The organism is Geomonas terrae, assembly GCF_004791675.1.
GTDB lineage: Bacteria > Desulfobacterota > Desulfuromonadia > Geobacterales > Geobacteraceae > Geomonas > Geomonas edaphica.
Window position 1 is genome coordinate 535,664 of record NZ_SRSC01000001.1, and the last position, 17,020, is coordinate 552,683.

Here is a 17,020-nt window from a genome sequence, read left to right on the forward strand (position 1 = left end):
CTGCGCCGAGGGTGCGGGCCGGGTCTCCTTCGGTCGCCGACAGCCGACGTCGTCTGCCTGAGCGCCGCGAGCACCGGATGTAATGCAATGCAACGCTGGCCGAACTCTAATCGCAACATCACAAACAGGAGGTAGCACAATGAAGTTTGGATTCGTCAGGGTACTGCTGCTCATCGCGGCCCTCTTCGTGGCCATCCCGGTCCACGCGGAACAGAGGAACTTCTACAAGATCGGCGTCATCACCGAGCTCTCGGGTGACCTCGTGACCGGCGGCAACATCACCAAGCGCGGCTACGACCTCTGGGCCCAGGAAGTGAACGCCAAGGGCGGCATCGAGGTCCAGGGCAAGAAGTACCAGGTGAAACTGGTTTACGCCGACGCCCAGAGCAACCCCGCCGCCGGCGCAGCGGCAGCCGAAAGGCTGATCACCCAGGAGAAGGTCGATTTCATCCTCGGCCCCTACTCCTCCGGCGTAACCCTCGCCGTGGCACCGGTGGTCGACAAGTACAAGGTCCCGATGATCACCGGCTCCGCAGAGAGCCCGCTCATCTGGAAGAACAAGTTCAAGTACACCTTCGGCACCATCCCCCCGATCAACTTCACCGGCGCCACCTCCATCAAGACCCTCACCGAGCTGAAGCCCGCTCCGAAAACCATCGCCATCATCGGCTCCAACGACGCCTTCTCCAAGGCGACCGCGGAGGCCTACAAGAGCGCAGCCGAGAAAGCGAAGCTTAAGATCGTCAAGTTCAGCATCGTCCCCTCCGGCCAGGACATGACCCCGCTTCTTTCCGCAGTGCGCAGCATGAAGCCCGACGTCATCGCCTTCGGCGGCCACGACGAGGAGCACGTGAAGTTCGTGAAGGCGCTCAAGCAGATCGGCTACACCCCGAAAGCGCTCCTCATGCACTGTGGCATCACCGACAAGGCGTTCACCGACGCGGTAGGCAAGGACGGCGAGCAGATCTTCGGCACCACCTGCTGGACCGGCACCGCCAAGACCAAGAGCAAGGTGCTCTGGCCGACCGCTTCTGCCTACGCCGCCGCCTCCCAGAAGGCCTTCAAGAACCCTGGCGACTACACCCAGGGTGGCTGTTCCGCGGCAGGCATCGCCTTCCAGACCGCACTCCAGAAGGTCGGCGCGAAGCCGGGCATGGACGAGGCGATGCGCGCGAAGCTCGTGCAGGCGCTCGAGCAGATCGACGTGCAGACCTTCTACGGCCGCGTGAAGTTCGCCACCTCCGGCGAGTTCTACCACGCCAACGTCGGCCTCGACCCGCTCACCATCCAGATCCAGAACGGCCAGATCAAGACGGTTGGCCCGAAGGCATCGGTGGAAGCGGCCGCCCAGTACCCGATGAAGGAATGGAAATCCCGCTAAGCCTCGAAGATGAAACAAAGCGCCCCTGCCGGTCACCGTACCGGCAGGGACTGTTAAGGCCGCGAGTGCGGGTGATACGCCGTCCCGCGGCCCCCATGAAGTAACTGCCGCATTTGCTTTAATCGCAACGCTGGAGGACTCGCTTTATGATGGAACTGCTGCCACAAGCCCTGACCGACGGGATTCTGCTGGGCGGGATCTACATCACCATCGCCATCGCTTTCTCGCTCACCTACGGGGTCATGCACGTCATCGACTTCGCCGTCGGGGAGTGGATCATGTTCGGGGCCTTCACCGGCTACTACCTGAACAAATGGACCGGTCTCGATCCCTTCATCTTCCTGCCGGTCATCTTCGTCATCTACTTCGGGGTCGGCTACCTGGTCCAACCGGTGATCCACCGGGTGCTCTCGGGCACCAAGGGGAACCCCTTCCTGATGGGGCTCGTCTTCACCTTCGGCCTTGCCATCATGTTCCGCGGGCTCGCCCTCACCGCGTTCGGCTTCTACTCGAATTCGATCCCGTCCGCGTTCTCGGAAGGGTCCTTCAACCTCGAGTCCATCGGCCTCACCGTGACCATCCCGACGGTACGCCTCATGGGGCTTGCCTACGCTGTTGCGATCACCCTGATCCTGCATTACCTCCTCAAAAAGACCAATTTCGGCCTCGGCGTCCGGGCGCTCGCGCAGCACAAGGATGCCGCGGGTCTCATGGGGGTGAACGCAAAGCGCACCGGTTCCTACGTGTACGGCATCTACGTCGGGATCTCCGCGATGACCGGGGTGCTTTTGGGCTGCATCCTCTCCATCGGCGCGCAGATGGGCAACGAGTACACCATCTTCGCCTTCTTCGTGGTGGTCCTCGCGGGCATGGGGTACCTGGCCGGCGTCCCCTGGGCGGCGCTTCTTCTCGGGCTCGTGCAGTCGATCTTCATGATCTACTTCAACCCGAGCCACACCCTGCTCGCCGTGTTCGTCATCCTTTACATCATCCTGCTGATTTCCCCGCGCGGGCTGTTCGGCAAGGGGGTCTGACATGAAAACCAGTCGCGGCGCAGCCATCCTCGCCATCATCACCGCAGCCCTATTGATCCTGCCTCTCGTCATGCATGACACCTTCGTCTTGCGCGTGCTCACCGAGGGGATCATGTGGATCGGGCTTGCCATCGCCTTCGACGTCATCGCGGGCTATACGGGTTACCTGAACTTCGGTCACGGCGCCTTCTTCGGCATAGGCGCCTACACCATCGGCATCCTCATGATGCAGGCGCATCTCCCCTTCTGGGTGGCGCTGCCACTCGGCGGCGTGGCGGCCGCCTTGACCGCGCTCATCGCGGGGATCCCGACGCTCCGGCTCAAGGGTGCCTACTTCGCCATCGCCACCTGGGCGCTCTCGCGCGCCATCCAGCAGCTCGCCCTGAACGTCGAGTTCACCGGCGGCCCGGACGGTATGCGCCTCGAGGCCTTCCTGAACCCGCTGTTCTTCTACTACCTGATGCTCATCACCGTCGGGGCTATCTTCCTGGTCCTTTGGTACCTCCTGGAGCGCGCCCCCTTCGGGCTTAAGCTGAAGGCGATCCGCGAGGACGAGGAAGGGGCGAAGGCCTTGGGGCTTAACCCGACCATGCTGAAGATGCAGTCCTTCATCCTCTCGGCGATCCCGACCGGCATCCTGGGCGGCATCTACGCCTACTGGATCACCTTCATCGACCCCTCCTCCACCCTGGGGGACCTGGTGAGCGACCAGGCGGTGGTCATGGTGGTGTTCGGCGGCATGGGCACGCTCTTCGGACCGGCGCTCGGCGCGATCCTCATCTTCGCCTTCAAGACCATCTTCTGGGCGTACCTGTCCGACTTCCAGCTTCTCTACCTCATCATCCTGGGCGCGCTGATCGCGATCAGCGTCATCTTCATACCCAACGGCCTCTGGGGCACCCTGGTCAAACGCAAGGCGGTGGCCAGGCCGCAGGAAAAGCCTGAACCGGCATCGGAACCCGCGGCCCTCTCCGCCGTGGCAGTACCGGAAGAGGGGAACTAATCATGACTGAACCCATCCTCAAGGTTAATTCGGTAACCAAATGTTTCGGCGGCCTCACCGCGGTCGACGACGTGAGCTTCAGCGTAGAAAAAGGCGAGATCGTCGGTCTCATCGGCCCCAACGGCGCCGGCAAGACCACCCTTTTCAACGTGATTTCCGGCTACTACGCCCCGACCAAGGGGAGCGTGGTGTTCCAGGGTAACGACATCTCCGGCAAGCCCCCCTACCACCTGGCGGGGGTCGGCATCGGGCGCACCTTCCAGGTGGTGAAGCCGTTCGCCGGGCTCACCGTGCTCGAAAACGTCACCATCGCCTCGTTCCTCAAACACCCGAAGAAGGCAGACGCGGAGCGCCACGCCTGGCAGGTGCTCGAGACCACCGGGCTTGCCGACCGCGCCCACCTCTCCGCCGCCGGGCTTACCCTGGCCGGCAGGAAGCGCCTCGAGATCAGCAAGGCGCTCGCCCTCGACCCCTCCTTCCTCCTTCTGGACGAGGTTGTGGCGGGACTCAACCCGACCGAGGCGGACCGCACCGTCGAGCTCATCATGAAGCTCAAGGCGCAGGGGCTCACCATCCTCATCGTCGAGCACATCATGCGCGTCATCATGAACATCTCGGACCGCCTGGTGGTGCTCAATTTCGGCAAGAAGATCGCCGAGGGGACCCCGGCCGAGGTGTCCAGCGATCCGCACGTGGTACAAGCGTACTTTGGAGAGGAAGCAGCATGAATCTACTCGACGTCAACGGCATCTCCGTCAACTACGGCGACATCCAGGCCCTCTGGAACATCTCCTTCTCGGTGGCCAAGGGGCAGCTCGTGGCGCTCATCGGTGCGAACGGCGCCGGCAAGACCACGACCCTCAAGGCGCTTTGCGGCCTGATCCCGACCGCGAACGGCACCATCCACTACGACGGCACCCAGGTGACCGGCATGCCGGTGCACAAGGTGGTCGACCTCGGCATCACCCTGGTCCCCGAAGGGCGCCAGCTCTTCCCGAAGATGACCGTGGAGGAGAACCTCCTGGTCGGGGCCTACCTGAAAAGGGCCCACGGCAAGCGCCAGCAGACCCTGAAGCGGATCTACGAGATCTTCCCGCGCCTGGAAGAGCGTCGCACCCAGACAGCCGAGACCCTCTCCGGCGGCGAGCAGCAGATGGTGGCCATCGGCCGCGCGCTCATGCAGGACCCGCAGGTGATCATGTTCGACGAGCCGAGCCTCGGTCTCGCGCCCATCATGGTGCAGGAGGTCTTCAAGGTGATCCAGGAGCTGCACAAGGCGGGGCTCACCATCTTCCTCGTCGAGCAGAACGTGCACCAGACCCTGAAGGTCGCGGACTACTGCTACGTCATGGAGAACGGGCGCATCGTGGGCCAGGGGACCGGCACCGACCTCGAGGCCGACGCCTCCATCCGCGAGGCCTACCTCGGCTTCTAACCAACCAAGAAAAACACGTTCCTTTCAGACTCCCTGAAACCGCTTTTCCTATAGGCGCCGGGTCACTCCCGGCGCCTCGCTGGGATCCGTGCGGCCTGACGGGGGCTTTTTACCTTTTAGCTACGAGGTTTTAAGGATGCAGATCAGGATCAAACTCTACGCTTCCCTGCGCTGGAAGCTTTTCGAAGAGGCGGAGTGGGAATGCACCCCGGGGCAGAAGGTCGCCTCCATCGTGGAGCAGTTGGGGCTTCCCAGAAACGACGTGGGGACCGTCCTCGTGAACGGGCTGCACGCGGCCTGGGACGAGATAGTACAGGACGGCGACGTCCTCTCCTTTTTGCCCCGCATGGGCGGGGGGTGACCCCGCCGGCACCGGCTCTCTGCAGGTGCCCTCGCCGGAGTTCCACCAATACCAGGGGGGCAGGCACCTGTCGGAGCCAGTCCCAATAACGATTTTGCGGAGCAAAAAGATATGAGCGACAACAAAATGATGAGCACCGACCCGGCAAGCGTTGTCTACCAGCGCTGCACCATCGACCTCGCCACCGGCCGCGCCGACTTCGCAGCGGTCCCCTGCAGGAACTTGGAGGACGTCCTCGGCGGCTTCGGCAGGAGCTTCCAGATCTTAGCCGAGCGCGACGTGGCAAACGCCTACTCCCCGGAAAACCCGCTGATCCTGAACTCCGGCCTTCTGACCGGCACCAGCGTGATGACCGGGATGCGCAGCTATTTCTCCGGCTACAGCCCGCTGAAGCAGTCCGGCACCGGCCGCCCCGGCGCCATGTGGTCCACCGGCAGCGGCAACTTCGGCAACAAGTTCAAGTGGACCGGCCTCGACGAGGTGATCTTCGAGAGCCGCTCCGAGGCCCCGGTGTTCGCGGTGCTGAGGGATGGGGCGAACGGTCCCGAGGTCGAACTGAAGCCGGCCGGGCATCTCATCGGCCTCACCGGGCATGCGAAGATCATGGCGCTTGCCGCCGAGTACCCGGACGCCCATTTCGCCGCCATCGGCCCGGCGGGCGAGAACTGGGAGACGAACTACATGGGTGCGGTGGTCATGAGCACCGATAACGAGCTGAAATCCGGGGAGCCTAAGAGCCGCTTCGCCGGGCGCGGCGGCATGGGGAGCCTCATGGGGTACAAGAACCTCCTCGCCATCGTGGCCCAAAGCCCGGACAAACTGCAAAAAATCACCCCCGAGATCCGCGACGTGAACCGCGACATCCTGAAAAGCGGCGGTAGCGCACGCTTCCAGCCGACGAGCCAGGGTGGCGGCGGGGGCACCTGGGCCAACATCGAGGTGCTGCAGGTCTTCCACGCCGTGCCGCTCAACAACTTCCGCCCCAAGGGGTGCGACAACGTGGAGCGCCTGTTCCGCGACGAGGTGGAGAGGGAATTCGAGGTCGCCACCGAGGCCTGCCACCGCTGCGGCATCCGCTGCCACAACAACCTCTTCCACAAAAACGAGGACGGCAGCCGCGGCAAGCTCGCCGCAAAGTTCGACTTCGAGCCGCTCATCCTGTTCGGCTCGAACCTCGGCGTGCACAACCCGAAGGAGGTGTGCGACCTGATCCACCGCTGCGACCTCCTCGGCATGGACGCCATCTCGCTCGGCACAACCATCGCCTACCTGCTCGACTACAACGAGCGCCACCCGGAGGCGCCGATCCTGAACGGCGCAACGTTCGGCGAATACGAAAAAATCGCGGCGCTCATCGACGGCGCCGGGCGCGGCCTCTACCCCGAACTCGGGCGCGGCGTGAAGCGCCTCTCCGAGGCGCTCGGCGAGACAGCCTACGCCATGCACGTGAAGGGGCTCGAGCTTCCCGCCTACCTCCCGGACACGAACCCCGGCTACATCTTCGCCATCGCCGGTGGACACATGTCCATGGGGACGCACATGATGCTCGCAAAGGAAGGAAAACACTCCCTGGACGAGTGGGTGCAGGCGATCACCAGCGGCGGCCTCTTGCAGGTAGGTTACGACATGATCGGCCTGTGCAAGTTCGTCGGCGTCGGCATCGGCCACGACATCATCGTGCGTGCCGTGAAGGAAGCGGCGGGGCTCGAGATCGCTTCGGCGGACATTCTCGCCTCCGTGCGCCGGGCGTACCTGCGCGGGCTCGCCCTCGAACTGCGCCAGGGCTTCCACGAGCACGAGGAGTACACCCTCCCCTCGCAGGTAATGGACGACCCGAACCACAAGGTTACGCTCCCGAAGTTCATCACCCACGACTTCCTGGCCCAGCTGCGCGAGCGGGTCTGGAGCGTGTTCAAGCCTGAAATGGAAGGACTTTTGCCGGTCCTTAAGGGGTAGCCATGCGCCCAAGCGCCGACCAGAACCTCCTGGCAGCAGTCGACCGCCTCATCGCCGAAAGCGACGCGAGGTCCAGGGAGAACCTCGCCTGGCTGAAGGCGCAGATGGACTCCTACTTCTTCATCACCATGAAGGAGGAGTCCGAGGCGGTGCACGCCCTCGCCGTGGGACTTAAGACCCTGGCGCAGAACCAGCGGCTCACCGTGGCGGACCGGGCGAAGACCCTGATCCTCGCCCGCCTGAACCGCCCCGGCTCGCTCTACGACACCCTGCGCACCCTGCAGGAGCGCGACATCTCCTACGCCGAGTTCACCCACTCGAAAGGGGCGGTGCCGGGGCTTTCCCAGGGGCTCGAGGTGCAGCGCTTCGACTTCGACAGGAAGGAGCACAGCGAGATCGCCGACGCCCCGCCCCCGGAGATCCCGGCCGAGCTGCGCGCCGGCATCGAGGAGGCGCTGAAGGCGCGCTATCCCCTCTTCGACCTCGCCCAACTCGACGCGCTCCTGCGCCTTTTGTGGCTCAACAACGAGCAGTACGTCCGCATCTCCCCCCCGAACCGGGTGGCCCAGATCCTCTGGGTCTTCCAGGAGGGAAACCGCCAGGGTGGCATCTTCCTCGACGTGGAGGAGACCGACGACATGGGGCTCGACAGCGAGACCCGCGTCCTCTTCGCGGTCGGCAACCCGCCGCAGAACGATTTTCTCCTGCAGACCATGGAGGTCTTCAACCGCCTGGGCTTCGGGGTGCAGCGCGCCTACTGCCTCACCATCTCCAACGGCGTGCATCCCTACTTCCTCGGCACCTTCTACGTCAGAAAGCGCCCGGACGCGCCGCTTCTCTCCAAGGGGAGCGAGCTCTTCGACCGGCTACAGATGGAGCTCTACAACACCCAGATCCTCTCCACCGCCTCGCGGACCTACCGCGAGTTCGTCACGAGCCGCGTGATGAACGGCGAGGAGGCGTCGCTCGTGAACGCCTTCATCGCCTTCTGCCACACGAACCTCGCCCATCACCACCCCGACCCGTACGGCTACGAGGACGTGATGCTCGCCTTCCACTCGCACCCGGACATCGCGCTCCAGCTCGCGAAGCTTTTCAGGATCCGCTTCCAGCCGGGGCTTTCCCTGCGCGAGGAGTTCTACCGGAAGACGCTCGAGGAGACGGTCCGCTTCGTCGAGTCCTACAACACCGGGCACCGCTACATCGACGACCTGCGCCGCGCCATCTTCCGCTGCGCCATCACCTTCATCAGGAACACGCTGAAGACGAACTTCTACGTGCGCGAGAAGCACGCCCTCGCCTTCCGGCTCGACCCCGCCTACCTGGGCGAGCTGGCACCCGAGTTCACCGCCGACCTTCCCCCGGAGCTCCCGTTCCGCATCACCTTCTTCTTCGGGCGCTACGGCAGCGGCTACCATATCGGCTTCTCCGACATCGCCCGCGGTGGGTGGCGCACCATCATCACGAGGAATCGCGATGAGTACGTCACCTCGGCGAGCACCCTCTTCCGCGAGGTGTACGTCCTCGCCCACACCCAGCACCTGAAGAACAAGGACATCTACGAGGGTGGCTCGAAGATGGTGGTGGTGCTCGACGCCGCCCGTCTCGAGGCGCGCGACCTCTCCACCCAGCGCCTTTACAAGCTGCAGTTCGGCTTCATCAACGCCTTCTTGGACATCTTCGTCACCGAGAACGGTCAGGCCTGTGACCCGCGCGTCGTCGACTACTACGGCGAGGACGAGCCGATCGAGCTAGGCCCCGACGAGAACATGCACGACGTGATGATCGAGATGATCGCGCGCCAGTCGCTAAAGCGCGGCTACCTGCTCGGCATCGGCCTCATCTCCAGCAAGCGCGTCGGGATCAACCACAAGGAGTACGGGGTCACCTCGACCGGCGTGATGCAGTTCGCCGAGACCGCCATGCAGCAGCTCGGCATCGACATTAGGCGCGACCGCTTCAGCGTGAAGTTCACCGGGGGGCCTAGCGGCGACGTGGCGGGGAACGCGCTGCGCATCATGCTCGAGCGCTCTCCCGAGGCGTGCATCAAGCTGATCCTCGACGGTTCCGGCGCCATCTTCGACCCCGAGGGGATGGACCACGGAGAACTATCCCGCATCGTACTCAAGCACGACCTGGACGCCTTCGATCCGGCCCGGCTGCACCCCGGCGGCTTCATCCTGTACCGCAACGAGCGGCGCACCGACGGGCTGCGCGAACTGTTCAAGCGCGCCGTCAGCACCGGGGCGGGAGTCCAGGAGCAGTGGGTTACCACGGACCAGTTCCACCGCGAGTTCGGGAACCTACTCTTCTCGGTCCCGACCGACCTCTTCATCCCCGGCGGGGGACGCCCGGAGACCATCGACGCCGAGAACTGGCCGCGCTTTTTCCGCGAGGACGGCACCCCCACCACCCGCGCCATCGTCGAGGGGGCGAATTCCTTCATCACGCCGGAGGCGCGGACCCAGATGCAGCGGCGCGGCATCGTCATCATGCGCGACGCCTCGGCCAACAAGTGCGGCGTGATTTCCTCGTCCTACGAGATCATCGCGAACCTCATGCTCTCCGAGGAGGAGTTTCTGGCCCACAAGGAGCGTTACGTGGGGGACGTGCTGACGATCCTGGAAAGACGTGCGCGCGACGAAGCGGAGCTCATCTTCCGGCGCCACCGCGAGGCGGGGGGAAGCTTCATCTACACCGAGATCTCCGACGCCATAAGCCACGAGATCAACGGCCACTATGCGCGCCTCTTCTCGTTCTTCCAGAGAAACCCGGAACTGTGCGACGAGCCGGTCTTCCAAAGCGCCATCCTCGCGCACCTTCCCGCCATGCTGCGCGAGCCACAGTACCAGGGGCGCCTGGAGCGGCTGCCGGCCAAGTGCCGCTACGCCATCCTCGCCGCCGAGATCGCCTCGTCTCTCGTCTACCGTGGTGACCAGGAGGCGGACTTCAAGGAGATGATCAAGGGACACCTGTTGCGCAACTTCGCCCGGCCCGAAGCGCTCACCCGGCCGGTGACGGCAGCACCATACATCCAGTAACTCACCCGCACGCATCAAGGAGGCGCACCAGATGGAGTTGAAACAGATACTAGTCTTCATGGACAACCTGGAACATTCCGCGGACCGGCTCGAGCTGGCCATCGACCTGGCGAAACGGCACCGCGCGACGATCACGGGACTCAAGGTGGCGGTGCATCCCCTGATCCCGATGCGGAGGGGGCACGACAAGGAGGCGGGCGAGGAACTGGCGCAGCTTTTCCGTGAGAGGACGGCAGCCGCCGACGTGAAGGGTGCGTGGATAACGGCGGACGCCAAGGCGCTCGGCGGGGGCGTCGTCGAGGCGATCAGCCACTACGCCACCTTCGCAGACCTGGTCATCGTCGGACAGAGCGAGCACGGCTCCACGGAACGCCGCGCCACCGACTTCCTCCCGGAAAAGGTGGTGTTCGGCTCCGGCAAGCCGGTTCTCATCGTCCCCTACGCCGGGCGCTACAAGAGCGTCGGCAGGAACATCCTCGTGGCGTGGAAGACCGGGCGCGAGTCTTCGCGTGCGCTCAGCGACGCCCTCCCCCTGCTGCAGGCCGCCGAGTCGGCCCACATCTTCGAGGTGAACCCGAGCAACGACGAGGTGGCCGACATGGAGGGGCTGCGCCGCTACTTGGCCTCCCACGGCGTGAAGGCCCAAGTCGAGACGAGCGCCATCACCGAGCTCGGCATCGGCGACGTGCTCTTAAACCGCGTGTCCGACGAGGGGAGCGACCTCCTGGTGATGGGTGGATACGCCGACCTGCACTTCGGCACCTACGTCCTTGGCGACGTTGCGAAGCACGTGCTGCGCCACATGACCATCCCGGTCCTCATGTCCCACTGATGGAGCGGATCATCTTTCTAGACCGCGGCGGCATTTCGGTGCCGCTACGTGCGCCCTGCTTCCCGCATCGGTGGACGGAATACCCGGACACGCGCGCAGCCGAGGTGGTGGAGCGCCTGGCCGACGCCACCGTCGCCATCACGGACCAGGTCGCCATCACCGCCGAGCACCTGGCAGAACTGCCGCAACTGCGCATGATCGCGGTCGCCGCCACCGGCGTCAACCACGTCGATCTGGAGGCCTGCCGCCGCCTTGGTGTCGCCGTGTCCAACGTGCGCAACTGGTCGGTGAGCGTTCCCGAGCACGTCTTCTCCCTCGTCCTAGCCCTGCGGCGTAACCTCCTTGCCTACCACGAGGCGGTTCAGGGGGGTGTCTGGCAGCGTTCGGAGGGGTACCTGGTGCAGGTGGAACCGATGCCGCGCTCCCTCTACGGGGCGACCCTCGGCATTATCGGCGTCGGAGCCTTGGGTAGCGCGGTGGCTGCGCTGGGCGAGGCCTTCGGCATGGAGATCCTCTGCGCCGAGAGAAAGGGTGCGTCGGAGGTACGCGCGGGACGGACTCCGTTCCCGGAGGTGCTTGCGAAAAGCGACGTTCTGGTGCTGCTGTGCCCCTTGACCGAGGATAGCTGTGGCATGATCGGAAAAGCCGAGCTCGAGCTGATGCCGCGCCACGCGATCCTCATAAACTGCGGCCGCGGCGGACTGCTCGACGAAGCGGCGCTGGCGCAGGCGTTGGCGGAAGGGACCATCGCGGGAGCGGGGCTCGACGTCCTGGCCCAGGAACCGCCCCGAGATGGCTCTCCGCTTCTCGACTTGAAACAGCCCAACCTGATCGTCACGCCGCATGTCGCCTGGATCAGCGACCGTTCCCTCGCCACACTGGCGGAGCAGTTGATCGGAAACCTGGAAGGGTTCGTTCTCGGGCACCCGCGCAACCTGGTGGTCTAACAAAAAAAGCCGGGCCCCTGTCGGGGCCCGGCTTCGTTGTTTCCGTGCTTTTTACTGACTATTCGCCGTAGACGTGCAGCTTGTATTCGCCGAAGAGACCGAGGATGTTCTTCCCTTCCCAGTCGACTGCGGAAACCTTGGAAACGCCGCCGTTCTTCTTCGCGGTTTCGATGCTGCAGTCGCCGGTAGCTACCAGTCCCAGCACGCTCTTGCACTCCGCCACGCCGTGCTTTTTATCAGCACCGTTCCCGGTAGCCGCCACCGGGAGCTTCAACTCCGTGTAGAGGGCGCCCATCGGCACCGGCGAAGCGCAACCGAACATCATCCCGAGACCAGCCAACATACCAACGTAAAGAACTTTCTTCACAGCTTCCTCCTGAACCAAGAATTTGCCATCGCCTGCCGGGAACCATGGATTGTACCAATCATCCTCGAAGGTTAGGCCCGGCGACCTTAGCATGAGCCCGCTCTTAATTCAAGGATTCGTATACGACAGTTCGCATTACCTTACTCGTTTATTAATTGACTGGTACAAACCATTGCTAGTAAAATCCGCCAACCCCGCTAACTTAGGAAACCCATGGAAACCACTGCAGACATATTCCCGGTTTTAGCAAAAGTCATGTCGATCCTGCTCCTGTCTGGAGCCGCACTTTTGACTGCGGCGCTCTTTCTGGTACGGCAACTGACAAGGGAACTCCCCAAGGGCGCCAACCGGAACTGGTGGTACGTGCTGGCCGGGTTCCTGCTAATGTTCGTGGCAGGGTACGTAGGCTTTTTCTGCCTGAAGGCGGGCAGTCTCTACACGCACTCAGAGATGCTCGTCGTGGTCATCTTCGTGTTGGGCGCGGTCTTCTGCCTGATGGTCTGCCTCCTCGCCTACCGGACCACCCTGGAACTGAAGCGAATTTTCGTCCTCGAGCACGAGGCGATGACCGATCCGCTGATGGGAATCTACAACCGGCGCGTGCTGGACCGCAGGCTGCGCGACGAGGTGATGCGTGCCCGGCGTCACCACCTGGACCTGGGGCTTTTGATGGTCGACCTCGACCGCTTCAAGTCGGTGAACGACACCTATGGCCACCAGGCAGGGGACCTAGTCCTGCAGCACGTGGCGCGGCTTTTGGTGGAATCGCTGCGGCAGACCGACGTGGTGGCCCGCTACGGCGGCGAGGAGATTACCATCCTGCTGCCGCACACCCCGCCTGCCGAGACGTGCGACGTAGCCGAGCGCCTGCGCCGCACCATCGCCGGGACCCCGGTGACCATCACTGATCACCACGGAGAGAAGACGGAACTGACGGTGACGGTGAGCATCGGCTGCACCAGCCTTCTGCCGGAGCACGACACGGTCGAGACGCTATTGCAGCGCGCCGACCAGGGGATGTACCAGGCGAAACAGCAGGGGCGCAACAAGGTGGTGCGGTTCGAACCCCAGCAAGAGGCGGCCACGGCGTAACATGATCCAGAGTCTTTTTCCCGCTGAAAATCTGGACATCCTCCCGGGGAACTGCTAGCCTATGTCAAGGCATAGGCCAACAGCAGCAGGAGGTAAAAATGAGCGAGCCTACCGAACGCCACGTCCACCTTTTTAAAAACGGGAGAAACCAGGCTATCCGCATTCCCCGTGAATTCGAGCTGCCTGGGGATGAGGCCATCATGCACAAGGAAGGTAACCGGCTCATAATCGAGCCGGTGAAGAAAAAATCGTTGCTGGGGCTCTTGTCCACGTGGACGCCTTCGGATGAGGAGTTTCCGGATGTCGACCAAGGTCTTCCGCCGTTGGACGATGTGGAGCTTTAGCTGTGTATCCTCTGGTTTATCTCCTCGACACCAACATCCTCTCTGAGCTCATCAAGCGCCCTGGCGGTTCGATAATGCACCGCATAGCGACCCAAGGCGAGGAAACCATCTGCACAAGCATCATCGTCGCCAGCGAACTCCGTTTCGGGGCTGCGAAAAAAGGGTCATCTTCCCTTCGTGCCAAAGTTGAACAAATCATCGCCAACATCGAGGTGCTCGCGCTCGACGTCGATGCGGACGATCACTACGCCGAGATCCGAAGCGATTTAGAGCAGCGTGGACTGGCTATCGGCCCCAACGATCTCCTGATCGCAGCTCATGCCCGGTCTCTTGGCCTCATCTTAGTCACGAATAACGTACGCGAATTTTCTCGAGTTCCCGGACTAGTAGTGGAAAACTGGCTGGACACCCACTAGAACGACGCCGCGTTCGCTGAGATACGCCGACTCCTTCCCCACCTAAATCATGCGTGATCCCCCATCTGCACGTACTTCTTCACCGTGCGCCGGTCGAGGCGGGTGCGGCGGGCGACTTCCTCATAGGTGCCGCAGGTGTCATATAAAAGCCCGCAATAGGCGGCGAGGAGCTCTTCCGCACCGAGCGCCCCCTCCCGCATCCCCGCAGCAAGACGATCCACCCGGCCCGGCCCCTTCTCCCGGCGCACCACCTGGTAGCGACCGGTTAAGATGATCCGCTTCACCGCCTGCTCCAGCTCCCTTACGTTCCCCGGCCAGTCGTAATCCACCCCGACGTCGCGCCTGATCACCTTCTTCACCAGTTGCCGCTCCCGCGCGGGCACCTGTTGCCCGGCAACGCGCGACAGGATGGCCGCGATCAGGTTGTCCAGCTCCTCCGGGTCCTCGCCGAGCCTCTCACGCAGCGGCGGGATGGTGACCACGTCTGAACAGAGGCGGTAGTAGAGATCCTCCCGGAACCTTCCCCCTAGCATCATGTCATCGAGCGGCCGGTTCGTGGCGGCAACGATGCGCCCGCTGAAGCGCCTCGCCTCATGGCTCCCCACCGGATAGAAGACCCTTTCCTGCAGCACCTGCAAGAGCTTTATCTGCACCGGTACGCTCACGTCGCCGATCTCATCGAGGAAGATGACGCCGTGCGGCGCACAGCGACTGAAAAGCCCCTCATGGTTCTCCACCGCACCGGTGAACGCCCCCTTCTTGTGCCCGAAAAGCTCGGACTCGAGCACCCCCTCGGAATATTGCGAGAGGTTGATGGCGACGAAGTTCCGGGTAAAACTCTCCGGGAAGCCGTTTGCAGCCCGGTCGTAGGGGATGAAGCCGGAGCGTCCGATGGCGGCGGCCGCGGCCCCCTTGCCGGTTCCGGTCTCACCGAGGAGCAGGATGGAGAACTCCTCCATACGGTTCCAAAGCCCCGCCTCGAACCAGCGGATATCGTGGGTGAAGACGCAATCCCAGAGATGCCGGCGCAGCGCCTTCATAGAAGGGGAGCTCCCGACGAGGCCGTTTCTGATGAAGTAGAAGGCGCGGCGCAACTGGTAGAAGACGGCGAATGTCCGCTCTGCCTCGTCTTCCGAGAGCCCGAAGCGCGCCATCTCCCCGAGCGTGTCGCCGGCGAAGCCCACCCGGCACGGCTTGTCTCCCGCCTGCAACTGGGCCTGGATGAGCCGGTCGAAATGGTCGACGTAGCGGTGAAATACGTGGAAGAGGAAGAACCTCCGTAGCACCTCGCGCCTGTTCCCTTCCACGGCACGCAGATCGGCCACCCCGCGCGCCCGCAGGCTCTCGACCTGGGTCGCTACACGGGTGAGCACCGAGATGAGGATCTCGTCGGGGGAAGAACCGGGCGACGCGCCGCCGATGAGGATATCGAGGTCGTCGCGCGTATCGCCGAAGGGATTGGCAAAAGCCGCCCGTGCCACTGTCTCCAGAAAGGTCCACTCTTGATCGGTAATTTTTGCGACTGTCATATGACCTCTTCCCATAAGCGCTGCAGTCACTCCAACCATCTCATTTTCCCCTCTCCCCTTGGGAGAGGGTCAGGGGGAGGGAGTCGACACAAAGACAATGATCATTTTATGTAGTATCAATGCACATAAAATGTCAATGCACTATTTGAAACATCAGGCACAGCTTCAGCCATGTCTTGCGGCAAACCAGCACTTTAGCCGTTATCACCTCTTTAAAACAGTCCTTGGCACACTCCCTGTAGTAGTAATGACATCTCGCGCACAGGAGACACCGACATGCACGCAGCACCCGCAAACGGCATCATCGACATGCACTGCCACACCGCCGGCATCGGCGCAGGAAACAGCGGCTGCTTCATCTCGCCCGCCATGCGCAAAAGCTGGCGCTACAGGGTCTTCCTGAAAGCCTTCTGGGTCACCGAAGAGCAGCTCTTGCAGGAGGGAGACGCCCTGGTGATGCGGCGCATCTCCGAGCGGCTCGCCGCTTCACAGCGCGTAACCGCCGCCGTCATCCTCGCCATGGACGGAGCGGTGGACGGCAACGGCGAGCTTGACCGGAGCAGCACCGAGATTTACATCCCCAACGACTTTGTCGCGGCTGAGACCGCAAAACATCCGAATCTCCTTTTTGGCGCAAGCGTGAACCCGCTGCGCCACGACGCCCTCACGCGTCTGGAGCAAGCGGCGGCGGACGGCGCCGTACTGGTCAAGTGGCTCCCCTCCATCCAGCACTTCGACCCGGCCGACGAGCACCTGGTCCCGTTTTACCTGAAGCTGAAAGAGCTTCGGCTTCCGCTCCTCACCCACACCGGCACCGAGCACTCCTTCACCATGACGCGCAACGAACTGGGCGACCCGGAACGGCTCAGGCTCCCGCTCTCGCTCGGGGTGAAGGTGATCGCTGCGCACTGCGGAAGCTGCGGCAGAAACGAAGGGGAGAGCAACTATCACCGCTTTCTCCGACTCATCGACGAGTTCCCCAACTGCTACGGCGACATCTCAGCGCTCACCCAGATCAACCGGAAATGGCACCTCGCGCGCCTGTTGAAGAAGGGCGTTTCAGGACAGCTTCTCTACGGCACCGACATGCCGCTTCCCAACACCGTAACGGTCACCCCCTACGCGTTCCCCATCAAGCTCTCGCCGCGTCGCATGGTGGAGCTTTCCCGGATCGCCAATCCCTGGGACCAGGACGTGGCCCTCAAGGAGGCGCTCGGGGTGCCCGAGCAGGTCTTCTCGAACGCGAACACCGTCCTCAGGCTTCCCGTCCCCACACCCTGAC

Annotated in this window: 16 protein-coding genes; 14 read left to right on the forward strand and 2 right to left on the reverse strand. The window is 63.2% G+C overall.

All coding sequences use genetic code 11. The features are described 5' to 3' along the window. The first annotated feature begins 139 nt into the window (after positions 1–139). From E4633_RS02305 to E4633_RS02350, 10 genes are all read left to right on the forward strand, one after another. Complete coding sequence (locus E4633_RS02305) at positions 140–1,381, forward strand: amino acid ABC transporter substrate-binding protein (protein ID WP_135868653.1); 1,242 nt, start codon at positions 140–142, stop codon at positions 1,379–1,381. A 146-nt stretch (positions 1,382–1,527) separates the two neighbouring features. Beyond that, on the forward strand, positions 1,528–2,415 hold the full coding sequence (locus tag E4633_RS02310; RefSeq protein ID WP_246037871.1) for a branched-chain amino acid ABC transporter permease: 888 nt from the start codon (positions 1,528–1,530) through the stop codon (positions 2,413–2,415). A 1-nt stretch (position 2,416) separates the two neighbouring features. Beyond that, positions 2,417–3,418, forward strand: a complete 1,002-nt coding sequence (locus E4633_RS02315; protein ID WP_135868654.1) for a branched-chain amino acid ABC transporter permease — start codon at positions 2,417–2,419, stop codon at positions 3,416–3,418. 2 nt (positions 3,419–3,420) lie between these two features. Next, entirely contained in the window at positions 3,421–4,146 is a 726-nt protein-coding gene (locus E4633_RS02320; protein WP_135868655.1) for an ABC transporter ATP-binding protein, read from the forward strand. Beyond that, positions 4,143–4,853 carry an ABC transporter ATP-binding protein gene (locus E4633_RS02325; RefSeq protein WP_129128080.1) on the forward strand — a complete coding sequence of 237 codons (711 nt, stop codon included), beginning with the start codon at positions 4,143–4,145 and terminating at the stop codon, positions 4,851–4,853. Before E4633_RS02320 ends, E4633_RS02325 begins: the two co-directional genes overlap by 4 nt. 136 nt (positions 4,854–4,989) lie before the next feature. After that, positions 4,990–5,214, forward strand: coding sequence for a MoaD/ThiS family protein (locus E4633_RS02330; protein WP_135868656.1), 225 nt, complete (start codon positions 4,990–4,992; stop codon positions 5,212–5,214). Between the two features lie 111 nt (positions 5,215–5,325). Continuing rightward, positions 5,326–7,170 carry an aldehyde ferredoxin oxidoreductase C-terminal domain-containing protein gene (locus E4633_RS02335; protein WP_135868657.1) on the forward strand — a complete coding sequence of 615 codons (1,845 nt, stop codon included), beginning with the start codon at positions 5,326–5,328 and terminating at the stop codon, positions 7,168–7,170. Between the two features lie 104 nt (positions 7,171–7,274). Next, the gene (locus tag E4633_RS02340) at positions 7,275–10,211 is read left to right on the forward strand and encodes an NAD-glutamate dehydrogenase domain-containing protein (RefSeq protein WP_246037950.1); all 2,937 of its coding nucleotides are present in this window, start codon (positions 7,275–7,277) and stop codon (positions 10,209–10,211) included. Positions 10,212–10,242: 31 nt separating this feature from the next. Further along, positions 10,243–11,043 carry a universal stress protein gene (locus E4633_RS02345; protein ID WP_135868659.1) on the forward strand — a complete coding sequence of 267 codons (801 nt, stop codon included), beginning with the start codon at positions 10,243–10,245 and terminating at the stop codon, positions 11,041–11,043. Continuing rightward, positions 11,043–11,990 carry an NAD(P)-dependent oxidoreductase gene (locus tag E4633_RS02350; protein WP_135868660.1) on the forward strand — a complete coding sequence of 316 codons (948 nt, stop codon included), beginning with the start codon at positions 11,043–11,045 and terminating at the stop codon, positions 11,988–11,990. The genes E4633_RS02345 and E4633_RS02350 overlap by 1 nt, the downstream gene beginning before the upstream one ends. 58 nt (positions 11,991–12,048) lie before the next feature. Here E4633_RS02350 and E4633_RS02355 read toward each other — a convergent pair whose 3' ends face one another. Continuing rightward, complete coding sequence (locus tag E4633_RS02355) at positions 12,049–12,357, reverse strand: TRL-like family protein (RefSeq protein WP_198419374.1); 309 nt, start codon at positions 12,355–12,357, stop codon at positions 12,049–12,051. 213 nt (positions 12,358–12,570) lie between these two features. Here E4633_RS02355 and E4633_RS02360 point away from each other — a divergent pair, with 213 nt between their 5' ends. The 3 genes from E4633_RS02360 (at position 12,571) to E4633_RS02370 (ending at position 14,209) form a co-directional block, all read left to right on the forward strand. Continuing rightward, positions 12,571–13,449, forward strand: coding sequence for a GGDEF domain-containing protein (locus tag E4633_RS02360; RefSeq protein WP_135868661.1), 879 nt, complete (start codon positions 12,571–12,573; stop codon positions 13,447–13,449). Between the two features lie 98 nt (positions 13,450–13,547). Beyond that, the gene (locus E4633_RS02365; RefSeq protein ID WP_135868662.1) at positions 13,548–13,793 is read left to right on the forward strand and encodes an antitoxin; all 246 of its coding nucleotides are present in this window, start codon (positions 13,548–13,550) and stop codon (positions 13,791–13,793) included. A gap of 2 nt (positions 13,794–13,795) precedes the next feature. Beyond that, entirely contained in the window at positions 13,796–14,209 is a 414-nt protein-coding gene (locus E4633_RS02370; protein ID WP_246037872.1) for a type II toxin-antitoxin system VapC family toxin, read from the forward strand. A 47-nt stretch (positions 14,210–14,256) separates the two neighbouring features. Here the strand turns inward: E4633_RS02370 and E4633_RS02375 are convergent, their stop codons facing one another. Beyond that, a complete protein-coding gene (locus E4633_RS02375) occupies positions 14,257–15,738 on the reverse strand; it encodes a sigma 54-interacting transcriptional regulator (RefSeq protein ID WP_135868663.1) in 1,482 nt (493 codons plus the stop codon). Between the two features lie 276 nt (positions 15,739–16,014). Here E4633_RS02375 and E4633_RS02380 point away from each other — a divergent pair, with 276 nt between their 5' ends. Then, positions 16,015–17,019: an amidohydrolase family protein gene (locus E4633_RS02380; RefSeq protein ID WP_135868664.1), complete on the forward strand. Its 1,005-nt coding sequence runs from the start codon at positions 16,015–16,017 to the stop codon at positions 17,017–17,019. Position 17,020 lies beyond the last annotated feature (1 nt).

What these genes read in the sequence shown, in the direction of transcription:
- E4633_RS02305 (WP_135868653.1), top strand. Translation starts at nt 140, where the DNA reads ATGAAGTTTGGATTCGTCAGGGTACTGCTGCTCATCGCGGCCCTCTTC.
- E4633_RS02310 (WP_246037871.1), top strand. Translation starts at nt 1,528, where the DNA reads ATGATGGAACTGCTGCCACAAGCCCTGACCGACGGGATTCTGCTGGGC.
- E4633_RS02315 (WP_135868654.1), top strand. Translation starts at nt 2,417, where the DNA reads ATGAAAACCAGTCGCGGCGCAGCCATCCTCGCCATCATCACCGCAGCC.
- E4633_RS02320 (WP_135868655.1), top strand. Translation starts at nt 3,421, where the DNA reads ATGACTGAACCCATCCTCAAGGTTAATTCGGTAACCAAATGTTTCGGC.
- E4633_RS02325 (WP_129128080.1), top strand. Translation starts at nt 4,143, where the DNA reads ATGAATCTACTCGACGTCAACGGCATCTCCGTCAACTACGGCGACATC.
- E4633_RS02330 (WP_135868656.1), top strand. Translation starts at nt 4,990, where the DNA reads ATGCAGATCAGGATCAAACTCTACGCTTCCCTGCGCTGGAAGCTTTTC.
- E4633_RS02335 (WP_135868657.1), top strand. Translation starts at nt 5,326, where the DNA reads ATGAGCGACAACAAAATGATGAGCACCGACCCGGCAAGCGTTGTCTAC.
- E4633_RS02340 (WP_246037950.1), top strand. Translation starts at nt 7,275, where the DNA reads ATGGACTCCTACTTCTTCATCACCATGAAGGAGGAGTCCGAGGCGGTG.
- E4633_RS02345 (WP_135868659.1), top strand. Translation starts at nt 10,243, where the DNA reads ATGGAGTTGAAACAGATACTAGTCTTCATGGACAACCTGGAACATTCC.
- E4633_RS02350 (WP_135868660.1), top strand. Translation starts at nt 11,043, where the DNA reads ATGGAGCGGATCATCTTTCTAGACCGCGGCGGCATTTCGGTGCCGCTA.
- E4633_RS02360 (WP_135868661.1), top strand. Translation starts at nt 12,571, where the DNA reads ATGGAAACCACTGCAGACATATTCCCGGTTTTAGCAAAAGTCATGTCG.
- E4633_RS02365 (WP_135868662.1), top strand. Translation starts at nt 13,548, where the DNA reads ATGAGCGAGCCTACCGAACGCCACGTCCACCTTTTTAAAAACGGGAGA.
- E4633_RS02375 (WP_135868663.1), bottom strand. Translation starts at nt 15,738, where the DNA reads ATGACAGTCGCAAAAATTACCGATCAAGAGTGGACCTTTCTGGAGACA.
- E4633_RS02380 (WP_135868664.1), top strand. Translation starts at nt 16,015, where the DNA reads ATGCACGCAGCACCCGCAAACGGCATCATCGACATGCACTGCCACACC.